This is a genomic window from Micromonospora sp. NPDC047521, assembly GCF_055587305.1.
In genome coordinates this window covers 126,172-146,476 of sequence record NZ_JBVJGN010000007.1, presented here as the reverse complement: position 1 = coordinate 146,476, position 20,305 = coordinate 126,172, and the positions used below count along the sequence as shown (strand labels likewise).

The window sequence follows — 20,305 nt, the reverse complement described above, 5'->3', positions numbered from 1 at the left end:
CCGCAGTCGCGAGCGAAGACCAGCCCAGTGAGCCTCGCGCGGTTCTCGTTCAACCAGGCCACCGCCCAGCGCTGGCCGCTGCCCGAGGTGGTGGCAGGCTGCGTGACGGCAGGTGTGCCGGGCATCGGCCTGTGGCGGGAGCCGGTGGCCCAGTACGGGCTGGCCCGCTCGGCGAAGCTGGTCCGCGACGCCGGCCTCACCGTCACCTCGCTGTGCCGGGGCGGCTTCTTCTCCGGCGACGGCTGGCGTGCGGAGAACCTGCGGGCCGTCGAGGAGGCGGCCACCCTGGGCGCCCCGGAGCTGGTGCTGGTCTCCGGCGGGCTGCCGGCCGGCAGCCGGGACGTCGACGGCGCCCGACGTCGGGTCGCCGACGCGATAGGCGAGTTGGCCCCCCACGCGGCGGCGGCCGGCGTACGACTGGCCATCGAGCCCCTGCACCCGATGTTCGCCGCCGACCGCTGCGTCATCGCGACCCTCGGCCAGGCGTTGGACATCGCCGAGCGGTTCGACCCGGCGGTGGTCGGCGTGGTCGTCGACGCGTACCACGTCTGGTGGGACGACATGGTGTACGCGCAGATCGCCCGGGCCGGCGCGCGCATCGCCGCGTTCCAGGTCTGCGACTGGGTCACCCCACTGCCGGAGGGGGTGCTGCTCGGTCGGGCGCTGCCCGGCGAGGGGTGCATCGAGTTGCGCCGGCTGCGCGAGGCGGTGGACGCGGCCGGTTACGCCGGGCCGATCGAGGTGGAGGTGTTCTCCGCCGAGGTGTGGGCGCGTCCGGGCGCGGAGGTGCTGGACGCGGCGATCGCCGGCTACCTGCGCCACGTTGTCTGAGCGACAGCCCGACGGTGGGCCGGGCGGCGCGCGGAGTTGACGCCCGCGCCGGGCTGGACCGGGCCGGCGCCGGTCTGGCGGTGGAGCGGTTCGACGGGCTCGTGCTGCCCTGGCTGACGCCTACGACCATCGCCCAACCCTGAAAACCTTTCGGATCAGGTCGGACGACCGTCCGGTCACACGTGTATGTCGAGGTGGCTCGAGCCTGGACCAGCCGGTCGCCGCCGCCGTCTCTGCCGCCCGCGCCACCGGCCCGCGCCGCGCTGCCTCCATCGAGCAACCCGCGTCGATATCTCCGATCACGAACCCCGAGGTGGGACCACGTCGTGCCCGGCGATCAGTCACGCCGTGCCGCCGTGCCGCCTCCGCTCGCCCGATGACCTGCGCCGACAGGGGCTCCGGACGGATCGCGCCGACGGCCGTGCCGGGCACGCCAGACACCGGAAAGCGGGGTAGCGCGGCCCAGAACGATCATGCAATGCTGGCCGCCCTTCCAGACCCGGATCGGGCACCGCCACCTGTGGCAGTGCCCTGATTCGCCGTGCGCTAGCCCGGAAAGGCGCAGACAGATCGCCATGCCAAGTCTGATCATGCAGGTTGTCGCGCACGAGGACGACGACCTGCTGTTCATGAACCCCGACGTGAGCGCGAGCATCGCGGCCGGCGTTCCCAGCGTCACCGTGTACCTGAGCGCCGGCAACCTCACCGGCACCGGCACCACCGACGCGCAGCGGACCCGCAACCGGCAGCGGGGGGTCCAGGACGCCTACGCCCGCATGGCCGGAGTGACGACCATCGCCCCGGGTCAGGCCGACTGGCGGGGGGACCTGCTCACGATCGCGGGTAGGCAGGTGGAGCGCTACCGGTTGACCGCCCGCCCCGACGTGGCGCTTGTGTTTCTCAACCTGCACGACGGCCAACTGGCCAACATCTACAGCGGGACTACCGACACGTCCGTCATTCCGGAGACCGGGGTGGTGACCACGTCGTTCTCCTACAAGCGAGCCGACGTGGTGGCCGTGCTCAGCGGCCTGCTCGCGACGTACCAGCCGACGGTGCTGCGGTTCCAGGACCTCGACCCCGATGTCCGGTACGGCCCGCAGGAACACCCCGACCACCGCGCGACGGTCCGCTTCATCACCGATGCGGCCACGTCGTCGTCGAGTAAGGCGATCCAGGTCAGCTACCGGGACTACGAGATCAGCCAGTCCGTGGCCAACCTGTCGGCCGCCACGGTCGCCGACAAGACCGCCACGCTCAGCCTGTACGCGAACTACGACGTGAAGTACGCGCCGAACAACTGGCCGGCCCGGGCGTACCGCAGGTGGGCCCGCGGGACCACCTGGGTCGGTCACAACGCGGACGGACGGCTCCAGACCTTCGTCGTCCGCAACGGGGTCGTCCACACCCAGTGGCAGACCGTGACCGGCGGATGGTCGGCGCCACTCGCCATGGCCGGGGCCGGCGGTCCGCTCGCGCCGACCCTGGCCGTCGGCAACAACGCCGACGGCCGCCTGGAGATCTTCGCCCGCCGCCTCTCGGACCACCACATCGTCACCACCTTCCAGACCCAGCCGAACGGCGGCTGGCTCACGTCGTGGGTGGACTTCGGCAGCCCCAACGCGGGACTGAGCAACGCCGACCAGATCGGCGTCCCGACGGCGTGTCGGAACGCGGACGGCCGGATGCAGATCTTCGTGAAGAACGGCGGTGGAGGGCTCAGCGCCAAGGCCCAGAGCAGCGCCAACGGCAGCTGGGGCGGCTGGACCGATCTGCGGGGGTCGGACGCGCAGGACGCCATCGCCGCGATTCTCAATCCGAGCGGCCGGATCGAGGTGTTCGCCGCCACCAGGACCGGGGTCCTGCACTGGGCGCAGACCCAGCCCAACGGAGCTTTCGCCCTCAACACGCTCCCGACCCCCGCTCCCGCGAGCGCGCCCCAGGTGGCGATCGGAGCGGACAACCTCCTGCGGTTGGCCTACCGACAGGAGAACAGCGCGGAGGTGGCGGTCTTCCGCCAGGTGTCGTCCGGCGGCACGTTCGACGCGACGCCGACGATCGTGACCGGCCCGACGGGAACGGGTGAGGTAGCGATCGTCAGCAACCGGTCCGACCGGAACGCGCCTGTCACCCTCTTCGCGCTGGGCTCGGACACGGCGGTGAGCGTGAACATGGAGTCGACTCCGGGCGGCCCGTACGACGACGCGTGGACCCCGCTGGACGGTCCGACCATCGACTTCGCCGCCGCGGTGGACGCCGCCGGCCTGATCACCGTCTTCCGTATCGGTGCGGACGGCCTGGTCAACGCCAGCCGCCAGGACAGCGTCGGCGGGCGCACGTTCGATCCCTGGCAACCGCTTCCCGCGTAGGTCCCCGGCATCCGGCCAGCGGGGCCGGCGTCGGGACCCACGTACTGCAAGAACTCCGGAGCGCCCGCTCCGGGGATGCCATCGACCGCCCGGCGCACGGGCACGATTCGCACGGGGGAAACGCACAATGCGTCGTCGCAGCTTCGTTCTGACGTCTGCCGTGACCGGTGTCGGATGGAAGATCCCACTGCGGGAGCCGACGCCTGCGGAGCCCGCCGGCCCGGCCTCCACGGCTGCCGCACCGGAATCCGCCTCGACGCCCGGCGCCTTCGGTCGGGCCGGGGTCTTCGTCCGGCGCGCCGAGATCCGGCACCCGACCCCTGACACGCAGCGGCAGGCGGCCCAGCCGATGCCGCGCCTGCAGGGCATCCGTCTGGCGGACAACCGTGGCGCCGGCTACGTCCGGTCGGTCCTTGACTTCGCCCTGCCCGGTCCGGCGACGGCCACCCCTGCCGCGCTGGCGTCGCTGCGCTTCTACACAGTGCTGGCCGACCCTGACCCGCAGCTGCGGCGTCCGATCGTCGACGCGCCGTACACCGTGCACCTGGAGGTCGGGCGCAGCGACACCATCCTTGGGCAGCGGCCTGTGCCGCAGCGGGACCCCTTGGTGCTCAACACCGCGGTCTGGCACGCCGAGGGCATGTGCTTCGTCCAGTTCGGACTCGCCCGGCCGGTGAAGTTCCGGGTGACCGAGAAGGGTGATCAACTGCTCGTCGACTTCCAGGCCTGACGGGCCTCACCGGGGCGTACGCCCTGCTCCGGCCGCGCCGGAAGAAAGTGATCTAGGCGCGGCTGACACATCGTGATCTTATGTGCACCAGCGATCCGTAACACCGCGCAAATCGTCGATTAACCGTCGACGGCTTAGGTGGGGGAGCGCTCCCACTGGCGGATCGCGATCGATGAGGGCAGCTCCACAGGGAGCAGGCGGAAGGAGCCTCGTGGCTAACGGCACGAGCGGGAACAGGCTGCGAAGACTGGCGCTACCGGCGCTGGTCGTCGCCATGATCACCGGCACAACCGGTGTAGCGGGACCGGTATCGGCGGCCTCCGGAGACGGGCCGCCCCACAACGGCGTGGGCTACTTCTCCGGCGGGTCCGACCGGAAGGTCACCCTGACCGACGGGGCGGACCGCCGCCCCGACAGCGAGCGCGCGGACAGCCCGAAGGCCGCCGTAGACGCGACCGGAACGGGCGTGTACGTCGTCCAACTGGCCGAGGAACCACTCACCACGTACGTCGGCGGGACCTCGGGGCTGACGCGGACCCGGCCGGAGCCCGGCAACCGCCTGGACGTCACGTCGGGGCCGTCGCAGGCGTACCGCCGACACCTCGACGCCCAGCGGACCGCCGTCGCCGGCGCGGCAGGTGTCCAGGTCAAGGCCGCGTACACCACCGCCTTCAACGGGTTCTCGGCGAAGCTGACAGCCCGGCAGGCGACCGCGTTGCGGGCGGACAAGCGTGTCCGTGCCGTCACCGCCGCGCAGGCCCTCGGCACCCGCTCGAAGGCGCCACTCGCTGCTGCCCCCGGCACCTCGGCCCCCGCCACCACGGTCGGGGCAGACCCGACGACGGCCGAGGGCACGGCCAAGCCGGCCAAGCCCGGCCCCGCCACCGGTGCGGGCATGGTGATCGGCGTCCTGGACACCGGCATCTGGCCGGAGAGCGCGTCGTTCGCCAGGAAGATGCCCGCCCCCGCCGGCTGGCGCGGCACCTGCCAGACCGGCGTCGCGTTCGTGGCCGAGCACTGCAACGGCAAGATCGTCGGTGCCCGGTACTTCGCCGACACGTGGCTCGCCGGCGGCGGCTCCGTACCCGAGGGCGAGGTGCTGTCCGCCCGCGACATGGCCGGGCACGGTACGCACACCGCGTCCACGGCTGCCGGTCTGCCGATCTCGGACGTCACCATCGACGGCCGGCGCTTCGACCCGATCTCCGGGGTGGCACCGGACGCCCAGATCGCCGTCTACAAGGTGCTCTGGGGCGGTATGGGCTACGACGCCGACATCATCGCCGGCATCGACGCCGCCGTCGCCGACGGCGTGCAGGTCCTGAACTTCTCGATCGGCTCGCAGCTCGGCGACTGGGAGGCGAACACCCCCATCGGCATCGCCTTCCTCAACGCCACCCTGTCCGGGGTCTTCGTGGCGGCGTCGGCCGGGAACACAGGCATCGTGAGCGGTGCCATCAGCAACGCGGCGCCCTGGGTGACCACTGTCGGCGCGGCGGTGACGCACCTCGACGAGGCGACGGTCAGGCTGGGTGACGGCACGAAGCTGGTCGGTGGCTCGCTTGACGCGTTGCCCGGTGGCGCCTCGCGCGCGATGGTCTTCGGCGAGCGGGCCGGATCACCGGATCTGGGCGCGGTGTACTGCGAACCGGGCAGCCTCGACCCCGCCAAGATCAAGGGCAGGGTGGTCGCCTGCGCGCTGTCCGACACGTTCGCCTCCGCCGCCGAGGTCAAGGAGAAGGGCGGCGCCGCGATGGTGCTGTTCGACCCGGTCGGCAACTACCGGGTCAACTCGATCTACAACTTCCCGGTGGTGTACCTGCCGACCGAGAAGCAGGCCGGCGCCCTGTTCAACTACCTGATGCGCCACCCCGCCGACGCGACGGTGTCCCTGCGCAGCGGCGGTGACGGCTCCAGCGTTCCGGGCGTACCGAGCGTCGCGGACTTCTCCTCCACCGGACCGGACAAGGTGACCTTCGGCGTCTTCAAGCCGGACCTGGTCGCGCCGGGGTCGGACATCATCGCCGCGGTGTCACCGGCGGGCAACTTCGGGCGGCAGTACGACGCGTACTCGGGCACCTCGATGGCCTCGCCGTACGTGGCCGGCGCGGCGGCGATCCTGCGCGCCACGCACCCGGAGTGGTCGCCGGGCGCGGTCGCCTCGGCGCTGCGGACCACCGCCTCCGACACCGTCGGCACCAGCAGTCCCCTGGACCAGGGCAGCGGCTTCATCAACCTCGCCCGGGCCAAGGACCCCGGACTGGTCATCGAGCCGACGGCGGCGGAGCTGACCGAGTTCAGCGAGACGGCCGCACCCGACGGCAAGGAACTCAACCTGCCGGCCATCTCGCTGCGCGAGTACGACGGGACCCGTCCGGTGACCGTCACCCGCACCCTGACCAACGTGGGCAGGGAGCGGGAGACGTACCGGTCGTCGGTGTCCGGCCTGGCCGGCATGAAGGTCACCGTCACGCCCGCGTCGGTGACGCTGGCGCCGGGCAGGTCCGCCACGGTGACCATCACGCTGCGCCGGGGGAGCGCGCCCTTCGACAGGTACGTGACCGGGTCGATCACCTGGAAGGGCAAGGCGCACAACGCCCGGATCCCGGTCGCCGCCCGCCCGTGGGGGATCAGCCCCCGGCCGTACGGGGACGACGGCGAGGAGTTCGGCCGGATGACAAGCGGCTCCTTCGGCATGATCCAGCCGGGCTTCACCGGGCCGCTCGCGGGTCGCAGCACCGGCTACACGCCGGTGCGGCGCACGTCGTACTCGATGCCGGCAGGCGTCTACGGCGGCGTGTTCGACCCGAGTGCCTCCGGCGTGAAGACTGTCGACTTCACCGTGCCGGCGAACACCGCAGGCATCATCGTCGAGGCCGACACCGAAGACCCGAACACGAACCTCGACCTGTACCTCTACAAGGGCGACACCCTGGTCTACAGCAGTGACAGGTACTGGACCAGCCTGGAGCAGGCGTACAAGTTCCTGCCCGAGCCGGGGCGCTACACCGCGTACGTGTTCGCGCAGGTGCCCGGTGGCCCGGTCGTCGACTTCGAACTGCGGCACACCATCATCGGTCGCAACGCCACGTATTCGCCCGCCACGTTGACGCTACCGTCGACGACGGAGCGCGGTCAGAGCGTCAACTTCACGTTGAAGCCGAACGGGCCGCTGGCCGAGGGCGACTTCTGGGCGTACACCGAGTGGCGCACCAACGGCACTGTCATTCCCGGCAACCTCGTCTCCACCCAGCAGAGTGCCTGGCAGTAGTACATGAGAAGGCGCGGGGCGGTGCCGTCGGGCACCGCCCCGCGTTCGTCAGCGCTGCCAGGCGTCGATGCTCTTCACACCGTCGCGCACGGTGCGGTCCAGGATGGCGGGGTTGCCGCTGCTGCCTTCCCAGCCCTGGTCGTCGAACACGGTGACGACTCCGTCGACCCGGGCCACGGCGATCTGGCTGGAGGCGTCACCGCCGGTCAGCTCGCCGTTGAGGCTCGTCTCCGCCCACGCGCGGGACACCAGCAACGCGTCGTCACCGACACCCGGCAACACCTGGCTCTTGACCGCTACCGGGTTGCCGCCCTGGTCGTACGAGGGGCACGCCTTCACCGCGTCGCGGAGGCGTTGCAGGTAGGCCACGGCGCCGTCGCCGTCGAAGGTGAAGATGGTCTGGTGGATCATGCCCTGCGGCACGTTGGTGTCCGGCTCGCCGGCCTTCTTGTAGGTGACGGTCATCGCCGCGCTCGCGGTGACCTGCCGGCCGCCGGTGCCGAACTCGTTGCCGCACAGCTTCGGTAGGGCCTCGGCGACGGGCGTCGTGCGCCGGGGCGACTTGCGCAGCTCGGCGGGCAGCTCGACGAAGGCCGACGTCGGGATGGTCGTCGGCGCGCCGGGGCTCGCGGATGGCTGGTCCGCCTGGCTCGGGGTGGCCGTCGCCGTCGTCGCTGTCGTCGGCGACGAGGTCGACGACACCACGTCGGTCCCCGCGTCGCCCGCCGTGCACGCACTGCCCAGCGTGACGGTGCCGAGCAACGGCAGGACGATGGCGAGCACCCGCGGCGCTCGGATGGTCGGTGGCGGTGTGTGCCGGCTCATCATTTCCCCCTCGCCTCTGCCCGACCAGTGCCCCCCGCCCGCCCAACGGAAACGCGTACACGACGGTGACGGGCGGGCGGACGACCGCCCGCCCGTCACCGTCCCGTGGTCAGGTGACAGTGACGGTCAGGTTGATCGAGCGGGTCTCTCCGCTGGTGTAGGTGGTCGTGACCCGGGCGGTGTAGGTGCCCTTGCGGGGGTAACTGTGACTCGTCGACCGCAGCGTCGCGCTGTGCGTGATGGCGCTGTTGTCGCCGAAGTCCCACGCGTAGTCGGTGATGCTCTGCCCGGACGGCGCTGTCGCGGTGGCGGTGAGTGTGGTGGTCAGCGGCGCGGTGCCGCTGGCCGGGCTGGCGGCCAGGGACAGCGTCCCGCCGGGCTCCTGTTTGACGCCGGCGCCGTTGAAGCGCAGCCAGTCCAGCGAGAGCAGGTCAGGTGTGCCGCCGACCTGGGCGGTGTTGACGAAGGTGGCGTACAGGGTGGTCGTGCCTGCGGGTTTGTTGGTAAGCGTCACAGTCGGCGAGGCCAGGTTGTCCCACCCGCCGGTGGAACCGACGGCGGCCGAGCCGATTAGCGTCCCGGTGGGCGAGCCGGCCCGCAGCTCGATGGTGCCGCCGAGCCCACCGTTGGTCAGCCCGAGCGTCACCGAACCGATGTTGCGCAGGTCCACCGGCCCGTACGACACCCAGTCGTTGTGGTCGACGTCGCCGAGCCGCTTGCCGGCGCGGGCGGTGGCCCTGTCGTTCACGACCAGGCCGGACTGGCCGCTGAAGTGCTCGGCCTCCTTGCTCTTGGGCTGCAACCGTACGCGGGTCGAGCCGGTCAGAGCCGGTACGCCGCCGGCCGCGCCCCCGTCGGTGTACTGCGCGGTGATCAGGGTGTAGAGGTTCTGTCCCGGCCCGTGCCCGTCGCCGGCGTCCGCCTCGGTGGCGAGCAGGCCCGAGCAGCCCGTGTAGACGTCCAGCGGGTGGGCGTGTGAGTCGTGGCCGAGCTGCGTCTGCACCGTCACCCTGGAGCAGTCGATTGTGGTCTCCTCCGGGTCGGCGACAGTCACCGTGTACGGGATCTTGTCGCCGAAGTCGAAGAACCCGCCGTCGGGCACGGTGAGGGTCACCGTGGGCCGGGTGTTGCCGACCACCACGTCGGTGACAGTGGTGGCGGTCAACCCGTTGCCGCTGTTGCGCACGGTCAGACGGGCGGTGTGCCGTCCGGCGGTGGTGTAGGTGTGGCTCGGGTTGGCCGCCGTGGAGTCGGTGGCGCCGTCGTTCGTGAAGTCCCAGGCGTAGCTGAGCGTCGATCCGTCGCCGGCGGACGACCCGGCCGAGGAGAAGGCCACGGTCAGCGGCGTGCGTCCGCTGTCCGGGGTGGCGACCATCTTGACGCTCGGCGGCCTGCCGTTGGCCACGTAGTCGATGCGGTAGATGCCCGCACCGGCGTTGCTGCCGCCGCGCCCGCTGCCGGTGCCCTCACCGAAGTCGATGACGTAGAGCGACCCGTCCGGCCCGAACTCGGCCTCGAAGGGCTGGATCCAGCTCATGGTGTCGAAGATCCCGTTGATCGACTGGAGATCGCCGACGGCGGTGGGACCGAAGCGCGCGTTACCGAAGGTCTGCGCCGTCCGGTGGATCGAGAGTGTCTTGAACCACCTGCGGGTCAGCTCGTACGTGATCCACTTGCCCTCGAAGTACTCGGGGAACTTGGTGGTGCGGGTGTTCGCCGGGTCGTAGTCGTAGACCGGGCCGCTCATCGGACCACCGCCGCCCGTTCCCACCTCGGGGAACTGGGTGGAGGCGGAGTACGCGTACCAGACCAGTGCCGACTTCGACGCCGGCAGGTTCGTCAGACCCGTGTTGTTGGGGGAGTTGTTGACCGGTGCCGCGCAGGTGAACTTCGGCCCCGAGGTGCTGGTGGCGAAGTTGTAGTCGTTGAACGGGATGTTGTTGCCCACGCAGTACGGCCAGCCGTAGTTGCCGGCGGCGGTGATCCGGTTGAACTCGACGGTCCCCTCCGGACCACGGTTGGGGTCGGCGGCGCGGGCGTCCGGCCCGTAGTCGGCGACCAGCACGGCGTTGGTCTGCGGCTCGATGGTGATCCGGAACGGGTTGCGCATGCCCATCGCGTAGATCTCCGGGCGGGTCCTCGCGGTGCCGGCGGGGAAGAGGTTGCCGCTCGGGATGGTGTACGTACCGTCGGCCTGCGGGGTGATCCGCAGGATCTTGCCGCGCAGGTCGTTGGTGTTGGCGGCGGTGCCCTGGGCGTCCCAGGCGGCCCGGCCGGCGCGCTCGTCGACAGGTGTGTAACCGCTGGAGGCGAACGGGTCGGTGTTGTCGCCGATCGCGGCGTAGAGCCGACCGGCCGCGTCCATGGCCACTGACCCGCCCATGTGCGAGTTGGCCCGGCCCTCGCCCCGGTAGGTGGGGATGGCCAGCAGGCGCTTCTCCGAGGAGAACGCGACGCTGTTGTTGGCGACGGTGAACCGGGACAGGTTGAGCTGTTTGAGGGTCTTGTCCGACCAGAGCAGGTAGATCCAGCCGTTGCTGGCGAAGGTGCGGTCCAGGGTCATGCCGAGCAGTCCGTCGGACTGGTCGGTCATCGCCGAGGTGTACGCGAGGTCCAGCAGCGTGGTGACCTGGAGGGTGTCGGAGTTGACGACCTTCAACGCGCCGGTGCGCTGGATGTAGTAGACCTTCCGGTCCGGGGCGACGGCCAGCTCGAACGGGTCGGCCAGGTTCTCGGTGACCAGCCCCACCCGCTCGAAGTTGCCAGTCTTGGTGGCCGAGCAGTCGCCGGCGACCGCGCCGGCGGCCCACTCGATGCCGTAGCGCAGGTGCTCCAGGAATGGTGCCGAGGTGAACTGGGAGCTGGCGTGACCGCCGGCCGTGAACCAGGACCGGCCGCCGTCGTAGCGCTGGCACCAGGAGTACGCGTGGTCGACGCCCTCGTCCAGGCCGTTGATCCCGTCGCGCACCTTGATCTGCGCGAGGGTGTGCACGTTGCCTGTCGGGTTGGTCCGCCAGTTGTACCACTCCTCGCTCTGCTCCCAGAGTTCCGGCAGGTTACGGGTGGAGGGGTGCGCCCGGTCGAGCACCTTGACCCGGCCGGGGAAGGTGCCGCCGGTGGCGGAGAAGTCGGGGTGGTAGTCGAAGATCGTGCCGACCAGGCCCTCGTACCACTGCCAGTCGCGTTCGCTTGCCGAGGCGGCGTGCAGGCCGGCCCAGCCACCGCCGTTGCGGATGAACGTCTGCAACGCCGCGCGCTGGCTGGCGTTGAGCAGGTCGCCGGAGGCGGGGGTGGAGTTGGTGTTGTTGAAGACCAGGGCGTCGAAGGTGGCGAGGTTGGCGTCGGTGAACGCGCCCGCGTCGGTGGTGGCGACCACCTCGAAGTTGTTGGCGGCGCCTAGTTGCTGGATCGCGGCCACGCCGGCCGGGATCGAGTCGTGGTAGAAGTTCGTGATCTTGGAGAAGACCAGCACCCGGAAGCGCGGGGCGGCCTCGGCGGGCAGGGCGGTGGTGGTGCTCACCACGGCGGCGATGGCGATCAGGATGAGGCCGAACGCGCGGAGGTGTCGGGGCATGGGGCGCTCCCTGTCGGACGGTGAGGGTCGGAAAGCGCTTTCTCGCTGCCCGCATCACGGTACTGACAGCCAGTGACAACCGTCAATAGGGCCGTGGTAAGCGTTTTCCTGGCTCGGGTCCCGACCTATTCCACAGTTTCCGCCCGGGCGTCGTCGTGCCCCGGTGTCGTCTCCCGACGCCAGGTCTCGGCGAGGAGGCCGTAGGTGTAACCGTCCACCCAGCCCCGCTCGGCGTGCCAGGAATCGCCGACGCCGTGCTGCTCACGACGCATGCCGACCTTCTCCAGGATGCGCACCGAGGCGAGGTTGTCCGCGAAGCAGCCGGCGGTGATCCTCCGGACGCCCAGCCGGCCGAACGCGTGCGCCACCATCGCGGTGACCGCCTCGGTCGCGTAGCCGTGGCCGCCGTAGGCGGGATCGAAGATGTAGCCGAGCTGGGCCTCGGTCCGCTGCGGCATGCCGGGCTGACCCATGCCGTCGACGACGTCGAGCGAGACCGTTCCGATCACCGCACCGTCGAGCGTGACCGCCATGCTGTGGTCGTCGGGGTCCGCGGCCGCGCGTTGCCATGCCGCGCGGAAGGCTGCCGGGTCGACCCGCGTACGGAGTAGCCAGCGCGTGACCTGCGGCAGATTGCGGTACTCCAGGATCCGGTCGACGTCCTCGTCCCGCACCGGACGGAGCTCCAGGCGTTCGGTGCGTACGGCGGTGTTCTCCATGAGGCGGCACGCTAGCCGACGCGCCCCTGCGGGACGCCCGATTATCGGGCCGTCAGGAGTCTGCTCGGATCTCCCAGGCCGGCCGTTGGGGCTCGTCGTTGTGCACGACGATGTCGGCGTGATCGGTCGGGCGGGCCGTGGCGAAGTAGAGCTGTTGGGAGGGGATGTAGCGCTCGCGCCAGCGCCGTTCGACGTCGGGCCGGCGCTCCCGGACCAGCGCGCGCTCAACTGTCCTGTCGAGCGTGGTCGACACGAAGACCCGCAGGTCCCACCTGTCGATCAGTTCCGGGCGCAGGAGGAAGACGCCGTCGAAGAGCAGAACGGCGTCGGCGGGGGCGGTCGTGACCGGCGGGGACAGGACGCCGTCCGTCGTGTGGTCGTAGACAGCGGGTTGGAAGCGCCGGTCTCCGCCGGGGCCGAGCGGGTCGAGCAGGACCCGGTTCAGCGCGTCGCGGTCGTGGGTGTCGTGGTAGCAGCCCTCGGCCGAGTACTCGCCGCGCGGATAGCGCTGCGCCCTGGGGAAGAGGAAATCGTCGACTGTCGCCCGGATGACGTCGCGGCCCCGTTCCCGCAGGACGACTGCCAGCTCGTCGGCGAGGGTGGTCTTGCCTGTCGCTGGCGGTCCGTCGACGGCGACCCGCGTCGGGTGGGCGACCGCGACGCTTCCGACCGCGTCGGCGAGGCGGCGCAGCATCTCGTCGCGGGTGCCGTGCTCCATCTCCTGCCCGTCCTTGTCTGGCGAAGGGACGCCGTGTCCATCCGACCTTATGCGCGGCGGCCCATTCCTCCGGTGGGGGAGTCGAACCCGCCGCGGGCGGGAGGCACCCTACGTCCGCAGCCCGGACCGGCCCGCGTGACGCCACGGCGGGGCGATCCTCTCGCCCCGCCGGGCGAACTCCGCCGACCCGGTCAGCCGTGCCGGGCTGCGGTCGGCGGCCCCGGCCGGTGCTCCCGCCACCGCGATGACAGTCGCCGCGACCATTGCTCATCCGAGTGTTCTGCGCATGTTCGTCCTCCCGATCCGGCCGCGGTGTCGCGGCCCTGCGATGCCTCAACGGTCGGCGATTCGGGACGACTATCGATCCCCTTGGAGGGGGAACCTGTTACCTCGCGTACGGGAGGGCGGGCCGTGCGTCCGGCGGCACGGTGCCTCAGGTCGTGGACGCCGGTTCGGCGGGCCGGCGCGTGAAGAAGCGGACGATGTCGTCCGCCGCGGTGGGGGACAGCATCATCGCCTGCACCCGGGCGGACATCTCGGCGATCGGGTGGATCCTGGCGAACATCGCGTCCTCGTACGTCCGGATGGCCGCGTCCGGGTCGGCAGGGTTCGCGGCGAGGTGGCCGGTCAGTTCGGCGGCGTCGAGCATGGCCTGGTTGGCGCCCTCGCCGACAGGCGCCATGAGGTGCGCGGCGTCGCCGACGAGTGTGACGCCCGGCCGGCTGGACCAGCGCGTGTCGACGGGCATCGCCTCGATCAGGCGCGGCGTCGGCGGGCTGTCGGCTGCCTCGATGAGCGCGGTGAGGCGGGGGTTCCAGCCGGCGAAGATGTCGAGCAGAGCGGGCTTGTCGCGGAGGGTGTCGACGGGGTGGTCGTCCGCGCGCAGCGAGATCCCGACGCGGAGGCTGCCGTCGCCGAGGCGCTGCGCGGAGAGGATCTGGTTCACGCCGACGCACCACAGGTTTCCGGGGCCGACCAGCTCGGCGAGAGCCGGGTGGCGCCGGTCCACGTCGTTGACGGTCAGCTCCACGATGGTGGCCACTGGGGACATCTCGACGTCGGCGAGCAGTGGTCGGACGATCGAGCGTGCGCCGTCCGCGCCGACGAGGATGTCGCAGTGGCTCCGGTGGCCGCCCTCGAAGGCCAGTTCCCAGCCTCCGGACGGTCGCGGGGTCGCCGCGACGAGCCGGCGCCGCCAGACGACCGTGTCGTCCGGGAGGGAGTCGAGCAGGAGGTCACGCAGCGCGCTGCGGTCGATCTCGGGACGCCCGGAGAACGAGCCAGGTTGCGGCTCGTGGTGCACCAGGGTGTGACCGTTCGGGTCGAGGATGCGGTGCTCCTCGCCTTCGGGCCGCGCCTGCGACCGGAACCGGTCGGCGAGACCCGCCTCGGCCAGGGCCCGTTGCCCGGACTCCGGGTGCAGGTCGAGCGTGCCGCCCTGCGACCGGGCGGACCGGCCCGCGTCGCGCTCGTACACCACCGAGCCGATGCCGTGGCGGTGCAGGACCCGCGCCAACGTCAGCCCGCCCACGCCGCCACCGGCGATCGCGATTCGCATGTTCGTCCCCTTGCCGTACACTGTATTGGTGGATACACCGTACGGTAGTGCGTTGCCCGTCTGGGAACGGCCCGAGCCCCAGCCGCGGGCGGTGCCTGTGCCGCTGAGCCGCGAGAAGATCGCCGCGGCGGCGATCCGGCTCGCCGACGCGCACGGCCTCGACGGGCTGTCGATCCGCAAGATCGCCAAAGAACTCGGGGTCGGGCCGATGCGGCTGTACGACTACGTGCTCAACAGGTCCGAGCTGCTCGATCTCATGGTGGACGTCGTCTACGCCCGGATCGCCGAGGTCGACCAGCACCAGGAGTGGCGGGCCACGGTGCTGGCCATCGCCCACGCGACCCGCCGCGCCGCCCTCGACCACGAGTGGTTCTCCGACCTGCTCGGCGCACGGCCGCATCTGGGTCCTCACGCGCTCGCCGTGGGCGAGGCGACCGCGGCGGCACTGAGCAGGTCGCCCGGCGTGCACGGCATCGACGGGCTTCAGCGGGCTCTGGGCGCCCTCAACGCCTTCCTCATCGGAGCCGTCCGCAGGGAGGTCACCGAGCGTCGCACCGCCCGTTCCACGGGCACCGACGAGGCCGCCTGGCAGGCCAGCCTCGGCCCGTACCTCACCCGCATGCTGGACACCGGCAGATACCCCACCGTCGCCCGGCTCGTCGTCGACGGCGCCCACCTCGATGCCGAGGAGACCTTCAGCCACAACCTGACCACCGTCCTGGACGGCATCACCGGCGGTCGCCGCGCGTGACCTACGAGCCGGCGCCGCCGTGCTCGGGCGTGCCGGGCGTCGCCGCCCAGGACGGACGCCAGGCGTGCGCGGGAAGCGGCGACAGGCTCCGCAGGTGTTCGATGACCGCCCGCAGGCCCGGGTGCGGAGTCGCCCGGGGAAGGAGGAGCGAGAGCGGGTAGGCGAGCGTCGGGCCCACGACGGGGATGCGGCGCAGGTCGTGGTTCGTCGGCCAGAGGTACCTGTCGCGCGAGCCGACGAGGGTCGCCACGTCGGCGGAGTCCGCGAGGACGTCCAGGAGCACCTCGTCGCCGAAGTGCGGCCCGGCGGCGTCGACGCGCAGGTCGAAGTGGGTGACGAGCTGATCGTAGAAGTCCGCCCACTCGCTTCGCGGCGCGATACCGGGCACCCAGATCCGGTGCCGGCGCAGCTGGGCGGGTGTCAGCGTCCGTGCGGAGGCGAGCGGGTGTCGCGGGCCGACGAGGAGTTCCAGCGGGGAGTCGAACGCGTGGATCATCCGTACGTCGCGCGGCAGCGTGGCCCTGTCGGTCACCGAGCGGAACGACGCGTCGACCTCGCCGGCCTGGACCGCGGCGACCGCCGCGCGCGGGTCGTCGACGCGCAGGGTCACCACGTCGAGGGCGGTTTCCGGGTGCGCGCGCCAGAAGTCGTGCAGGACCACGGCCTGCGCGGACCGCAGGCCGAGAACGTCGATCCGCAGGGCCCTCGAGCCCGGCCGGATCGCGGCGACGGCGCGGTCGGCCCCCGCCACGACGGCCCGGGCGTGCGCGAGGAAAGCCTGGCCGTCGAGCGTCAGCTCGACCCCTCGGGCGGTACGCGTGAACAGCCGCACGCCGAGTTCGCGTTCGAGAGCGGCTATCCGCTTCGACACGGCCTGCTGCGTCACGCCCAGCTCGTCGGCGGCGTGTCGTAGTTGCCCGAGTTCCGCCGCGCGGACGAACGACCGCACCCCCTCGGTATCCACCTGCCCATTATGCGAACGCACAACCGGTGGTTGTGGCTCGCCCGCCTGGCGGTTGTTTGACCGGCGGCGGGTGCGCCAGGTGTGCTGCGCAGGTCCGGACATCGGTTGTGGCGAGGGGGTCGCATGCGCGTGCGGTTGGGCCCCGACTTCGGGTGGCTGTGGTCGGCGTACGCGGTCAGCACCTACGGCACGTGGATCGCCTTCGGAGCGTTCCCGCTGATCGCGGTGAACGTGCTGGGCTCGCCGGCGTTCGCCGTGTCGCTCCTGGACGCGGCCGGGCTCGCCGTCTCGGCGACCGTCGCCGTCGCGCTCGGGCCGTGGGTCGAGCACCGGGCCAAACGGCCGGTGATGATCGCGATGGACCTGATCCGGTTCGCCGCGATGGCCAGCGTGCCTGTCGCGTACGCCCTGGGTCTGCTCTCCTACGGCCACCTGCTTGTCGTCTCGGTCATCTCCGGGACGGCGGGCATCGCCTTCGCCGCCGCGTCCGGCGCGTACCTGAAACACCTCGTCCGCCGCGACCACCTCCTGGTGGCGAACGGTCGCTTCGAGGGCACGAGCTGGGTGGCGACCGCTGCCGGTCCGCCCCTCGGTGGTGCGCTCGTCGGGCTGCTCGGACCTGTCGTCACCGTCCTGGCCGACGCCCTGAGCTACCTGCTGTCCGCGATCGCGGTCGGACGCGTCGGCGGAGGCGACGTCGCGGCGCCCCGGGACCGGGTCACCCGGCTGCGCGCCGTCGACCTCCTGCGGGGCTGGCGGTTCATCCTCGGCGACCGCGTCCTGCGGGGCCTGTTCCTCAACTCGATCCTGGTCGGTGGCCTCATCATGGGCACCGCGCCACTGCTGGCCGTCCTCCTGCTGGGCGAGTACCACGTCCCGGCCTGGCAGTACGGTCTCGCCTTCGGCGTTCCGGCGCTCGGCGGCTTCGTGGGCGCGCGGCTGTCCGCGCGTCTGGTGGCCCGCCACGGCCGGCACCGGGTCATGATCGTTTCCGGTTGGCTGCGGTCGCTCTTCCCACTCGGTCTGGCGTTCGTCGGCCCCGGCATCACCGGCCTCGTCACAGTGATCCTCGTCGAGGGCCTGCTGATCACCTGCATGGGCATCTTCAACCTGATCTCCGCCACCGAACGCCTGCACCGCATTCCCGCCGACCACACCGCCCGGATCCTCAGCACCTGGAGCGCCACCGGCAAGCTCCTACAGGCCGTCCTCATGGTGGTCTGGGGTGTCCTGGCCACCCTCACCAGCCCGCTCGCCGCCATCACCATGTCCGGCGTCCTGCTGCTCGCCACCCCGCTCCTGCTGCCCGGACGGACACAGTGGTCCGCGCCCGAGCCGGCCTCGCCCGCCCGGGACGTCCAGGTCGCCTGACCCACGGCGACGCCCCGGGTGCCGCAGACTGTGCAGATGTCGGACGTGACGACCCCTTCCCGGCACACGTCGCTGCTCGGGGCGTCGACCTCCCTGCCCCTGCGAACCGAGGAGGCCACGGGTGCGCGTCAGCCTGGCGACGAGCGCCGGTAGGGCCGGCCGGCCGAACGAGGACTTCGTCGGTGCAGTTCCGGGCGCTGTCGTGCTGTTGGACGGCGCCGGCATCCCGGGCGCCGAAGCGCTCTGCTCCCACGGCGTCGTCTGGTACACGCGTCGCCTCGGCGGCACGCTGCTCGGCCATCTGTCCCGCGACGACGGGCGCGACCTCGCGGTCATCCTCGCCGCCGCCATCGGCGAGACCGCCGCCGAGCATGCCGACACCTGCGACATCGCGGACCCCGCCAGCCCGCAGTCCACAGTCGCGCTGGTCCGCGTCCACCGGGGACGTCTGGACCATCTCCTGCTCGCGGACTCCTTCCTCGTCCTCGACCACTCCCGCGTCGGCCCGCTGGTGATCACCGACGAGCGCGAGGTGGTCGCCAGGCGCGACTGCGCGGCACCCCTGGACGGCGTCGCGCCGGGAACACCTGAGTACGACCGCGTCCACGCCTCCTGCGTCGCCGCGGTGCGGGCGCGGCGCAACAGGCCAGGTGGTTACTGGATCGCGAAGGACGACAGGCGTGCCGCGCGGGAGGCGGTGACCGGCAGCAGCTCCCTCACCGACCTGGACGGCGTGGCGCTTGTCAGCAACGGCGCCAGCCGCATCGTCGACCCGTACGGCCTCACCGACTGGCCCGGCCTCCTGGAACTGCTGCGCGCCGACGGGCCGGCCGGCGTCATCGCCCGCGTCCGGCAGGCCGAAGCCCAGGATCCCGGCGCTCAGGTCGCGGACGACGCCACAGTCGCTTACTGCACGCACCTGCGTCACGGGGACTGGCCGATGGAGGGCCCCGGACCCCGCTGACCTGTCACTCCAGCGCGGCCACCTTGCGCAGCAGCACCGAGCGTTCGCGCTGGTTGGCGCAGAGCCGGGCCGCCAGCTCCAGTTCGGCGCGCGCCTCCGGTTGCCGCCCGAGCCGGACCAGCAGTTCCCCGCGTACCGTCGGAACCAGATGCGAACCGGGGAGCCGGTCCGCGGCGATCAACTCGTCCACGATGGCCAGGGCGGACGCCGGATGAGAGGCCATCGCCACCGCGACCGCCCGGTTGAGCTCGACCACCGGCGAGGGCGCGACTCGACCGAGCGCCTCGTAGAGCGCCACGATCCGGTCCCAGTCGGTCGCCTCGGCCGAGGGTGCCGACGCGTGGGTGGCGGCGATCGCGGCCTGCAGGCCGTACGGGCCGAGACCGCGGGTCGACGCCCTGGCCAGCATGGCCAGCCCACGGCGGATCGCCCCGACGTCCCACAGTCGGCGATCCTGGTCCTCCAGCAGGATCGCCGAGCCGTCCGGGGCGGTCCGGGCCGGGAAGCGAGCGGCCGTCAGCTCGCACAGCGCGAGCAGGCCGTGCACCTCCGGCTCGTCCGGCTGGAGGGCGGCAAGCATGCGCGTCAGCCGGATCGCCTCGGACGCGAGGTCGGGCGCAGCAGGTGGTCGCCCGATGTGGCAGTCGACCCCTCGGTGAAGATCACGTACAGGACGCTGAGCACGCCGCCCAAGCGTTGCCGGCGCTCGCCAGCGGCCGGCGGTTCGAACGGCACGCCGGCCGCCGCGATGGTCTTCTTGCCTCGCGTGATGCGGGCCTGCACGGTGGGCACCGGCACGAGGAATGCCCGGGCGATCTCCTCGCTGGAGAGGCCGCCGACCACGCGCAGGGTCAGCGCCACCCGGGCGTCGCGGGAGAGCACCGGGTGGCAGCTGACGAACATCAGGGCTAGGACGTCGTCGTCGATCCGGTCCGGGTCGATGTCGTCGTCGACCGCCGGGTCGGCCGCCAGCAGTGCGTATCGGTCCCGCAGGGCGGTCCGGCGACGGATCGCGTCGATCGCCCGGCGGCGGGCCGTGGCCATCAGCCAGCCGGCCGGATTGGCCGGAGCGGCCACCGGCCAGGACACCAGCGCGTCGGCTACCGCCTCCTGGGCCGCGTCCTCGGCAAGGCCGAAGTCGCCGGTGAACCGGGTCAGCGCGGCGACGATCCGCGCCGACTCGGCCCGCCAGACGGCCTCGACGTCGGCCGTACCCATCAGACCTGGCCGTTGCTCTCGTTGAGCCGCGGCACCTCGTCGGCCTCGGCCACCCGACGGACCTCGAGCTTGGTCCCGCGGATCGCCGGGAACCGTCGGGCCCAGTCGACCGCCTCCTGCTGGGAGGCGACGTCGAGCAGGAAGTAGCCGCCGAACAGTTCCCTTGTCTCTCCGTACGGCCCGTCGGTGACCGCCGGGGTCTCGCCGCTGAAGTCGACAACGACGCCCCGGGCCGGGTCGTCCAGCCCCTCGGCCGCCAGCAGGACGTCCGCTTTGATCATCTCTTCGATGTACCGGCCGGTCGTGGCCATCGCCTCGTCGATCGACGCCATCACCGCCGCGTTCGACTCGTCGGTGCCCCGCATGATCAGCATGAATTTCGGCATCACGTTCTCCTCGTCCGGCGGGACTGCCTCTCAGCCCTCGCACCGTACGTCGAATG

17 protein-coding genes are annotated in these 20,305 nt (G+C 71.6%); 8 read left to right on the top strand and 9 right to left on the bottom strand.

Annotated features, from left to right (window positions below; genetic code table 11):
• Window positions 1-27 precede the first annotated feature (27 nt).
• The 5 genes from ACZ6N8_RS17695 to ACZ6N8_RS17675 all read left to right on the top strand — a co-directional run bounded on the left by ACZ6N8_RS17695 (window position 28) and on the right by ACZ6N8_RS17675 (window position 7,201).
• Window positions 28-831 carry a sugar phosphate isomerase/epimerase family protein gene (locus ACZ6N8_RS17695; RefSeq protein ID WP_466011108.1) on the top strand — a complete coding sequence of 268 codons (804 nt, stop codon included), beginning with the start codon at window positions 28-30 and terminating at the stop codon, window positions 829-831.
• 14 nt (window positions 832-845) lie between these two features.
• Complete coding sequence (locus tag ACZ6N8_RS17690) at window positions 846-974, top strand: hypothetical protein (RefSeq protein WP_466011107.1); 129 nt, start codon at window positions 846-848, stop codon at window positions 972-974.
• A 432-nt stretch (window positions 975-1,406) separates the two neighbouring features.
• Window positions 1,407-3,200, top strand: coding sequence for a DUF8189 domain-containing protein (locus ACZ6N8_RS17685; protein WP_466011106.1), 1,794 nt, complete (start codon window positions 1,407-1,409; stop codon window positions 3,198-3,200).
• 160 nt (window positions 3,201-3,360) lie between these two features.
• Complete coding sequence (locus ACZ6N8_RS17680) at window positions 3,361-3,930, top strand: hypothetical protein (RefSeq protein ID WP_466011105.1); 570 nt, start codon at window positions 3,361-3,363, stop codon at window positions 3,928-3,930.
• A gap of 211 nt (window positions 3,931-4,141) precedes the next feature.
• Window positions 4,142-7,201: a S8 family serine peptidase gene (locus tag ACZ6N8_RS17675; protein WP_466011104.1), complete on the top strand. Its 3,060-nt coding sequence runs from the start codon at window positions 4,142-4,144 to the stop codon at window positions 7,199-7,201.
• A gap of 48 nt (window positions 7,202-7,249) precedes the next feature.
• Here ACZ6N8_RS17675 and ACZ6N8_RS17670 read toward each other — a convergent pair whose 3' ends face one another.
• The 5 genes from ACZ6N8_RS17670 to ACZ6N8_RS17650 form a co-directional block, all read right to left on the bottom strand.
• Window positions 7,250-8,026 carry a hypothetical protein gene (locus ACZ6N8_RS17670; RefSeq protein WP_466011102.1) on the bottom strand — a complete coding sequence of 259 codons (777 nt, stop codon included), beginning with the start codon at window positions 8,024-8,026 and terminating at the stop codon, window positions 7,250-7,252.
• Window positions 8,027-8,135: 109 nt separating this feature from the next.
• Window positions 8,136-11,600, bottom strand: coding sequence for a ThuA domain-containing protein (locus ACZ6N8_RS17665; protein ID WP_466011100.1), 3,465 nt, complete (start codon window positions 11,598-11,600; stop codon window positions 8,136-8,138).
• Between the two features lie 125 nt (window positions 11,601-11,725).
• Window positions 11,726-12,319, bottom strand: coding sequence for a GNAT family N-acetyltransferase (locus ACZ6N8_RS17660; RefSeq protein WP_466011099.1), 594 nt, complete (start codon window positions 12,317-12,319; stop codon window positions 11,726-11,728).
• Window positions 12,320-12,371: 52 nt separating this feature from the next.
• Window positions 12,372-13,037 carry a nucleoside/nucleotide kinase family protein gene (locus ACZ6N8_RS17655; protein WP_466011098.1) on the bottom strand — a complete coding sequence of 222 codons (666 nt, stop codon included), beginning with the start codon at window positions 13,035-13,037 and terminating at the stop codon, window positions 12,372-12,374.
• Window positions 13,038-13,470: 433 nt separating this feature from the next.
• A complete protein-coding gene (locus ACZ6N8_RS17650) occupies window positions 13,471-14,595 on the bottom strand; it encodes an FAD-dependent oxidoreductase (protein ID WP_466011096.1) in 1,125 nt (374 codons plus the stop codon).
• 28 nt (window positions 14,596-14,623) lie between these two features.
• On the opposite strand from ACZ6N8_RS17650, the gene ACZ6N8_RS17645 reads away from it, so the two are divergent.
• The gene (locus ACZ6N8_RS17645; RefSeq protein WP_466011094.1) at window positions 14,624-15,346 is read left to right on the top strand and encodes a TetR/AcrR family transcriptional regulator; all 723 of its coding nucleotides are present in this window, start codon (window positions 14,624-14,626) and stop codon (window positions 15,344-15,346) included.
• A gap of 1 nt (window position 15,347) precedes the next feature.
• On the opposite strand, the gene ACZ6N8_RS17640 is transcribed toward ACZ6N8_RS17645, so the two are convergent.
• Complete coding sequence (locus ACZ6N8_RS17640; RefSeq protein WP_466011093.1) at window positions 15,348-16,310, bottom strand: LysR family transcriptional regulator; 963 nt, start codon at window positions 16,308-16,310, stop codon at window positions 15,348-15,350.
• Window positions 16,311-16,433: 123 nt separating this feature from the next.
• On the opposite strand from ACZ6N8_RS17640, the gene ACZ6N8_RS17635 reads away from it, so the two are divergent.
• Together ACZ6N8_RS17635 and ACZ6N8_RS17630 are read left to right on the top strand one after the other, a co-directional pair.
• Window positions 16,434-17,681, top strand: a complete 1,248-nt coding sequence (locus tag ACZ6N8_RS17635; protein ID WP_466011091.1) for an MFS transporter — start codon at window positions 16,434-16,436, stop codon at window positions 17,679-17,681.
• Between the two features lie 121 nt (window positions 17,682-17,802).
• Complete coding sequence (locus ACZ6N8_RS17630; protein ID WP_466011090.1) at window positions 17,803-18,645, top strand: hypothetical protein; 843 nt, start codon at window positions 17,803-17,805, stop codon at window positions 18,643-18,645.
• A 4-nt stretch (window positions 18,646-18,649) separates the two neighbouring features.
• On the opposite strand, the gene ACZ6N8_RS17625 is transcribed toward ACZ6N8_RS17630, so the two are convergent.
• The 3 genes from ACZ6N8_RS17625 to ACZ6N8_RS17615 are packed head-to-tail and all read right to left on the bottom strand — an operon-like array spanning window position 18,650 to window position 20,249.
• Window positions 18,650-19,225: a DUF6596 domain-containing protein gene (locus tag ACZ6N8_RS17625; protein ID WP_466011088.1), complete on the bottom strand. Its 576-nt coding sequence runs from the start codon at window positions 19,223-19,225 to the stop codon at window positions 18,650-18,652.
• 5 nt (window positions 19,226-19,230) lie between these two features.
• Entirely contained in the window at window positions 19,231-19,863 is a 633-nt protein-coding gene (locus ACZ6N8_RS17620; protein WP_466011087.1) for a sigma factor-like helix-turn-helix DNA-binding protein, read from the bottom strand.
• Window positions 19,863-20,249, bottom strand: a complete 387-nt coding sequence (locus tag ACZ6N8_RS17615) for a YciI family protein (protein ID WP_466011086.1) — start codon at window positions 20,247-20,249, stop codon at window positions 19,863-19,865. Before ACZ6N8_RS17615 ends, ACZ6N8_RS17620 begins: the two co-directional genes overlap by 1 nt.
• Window positions 20,250-20,305 lie beyond the last annotated feature (56 nt).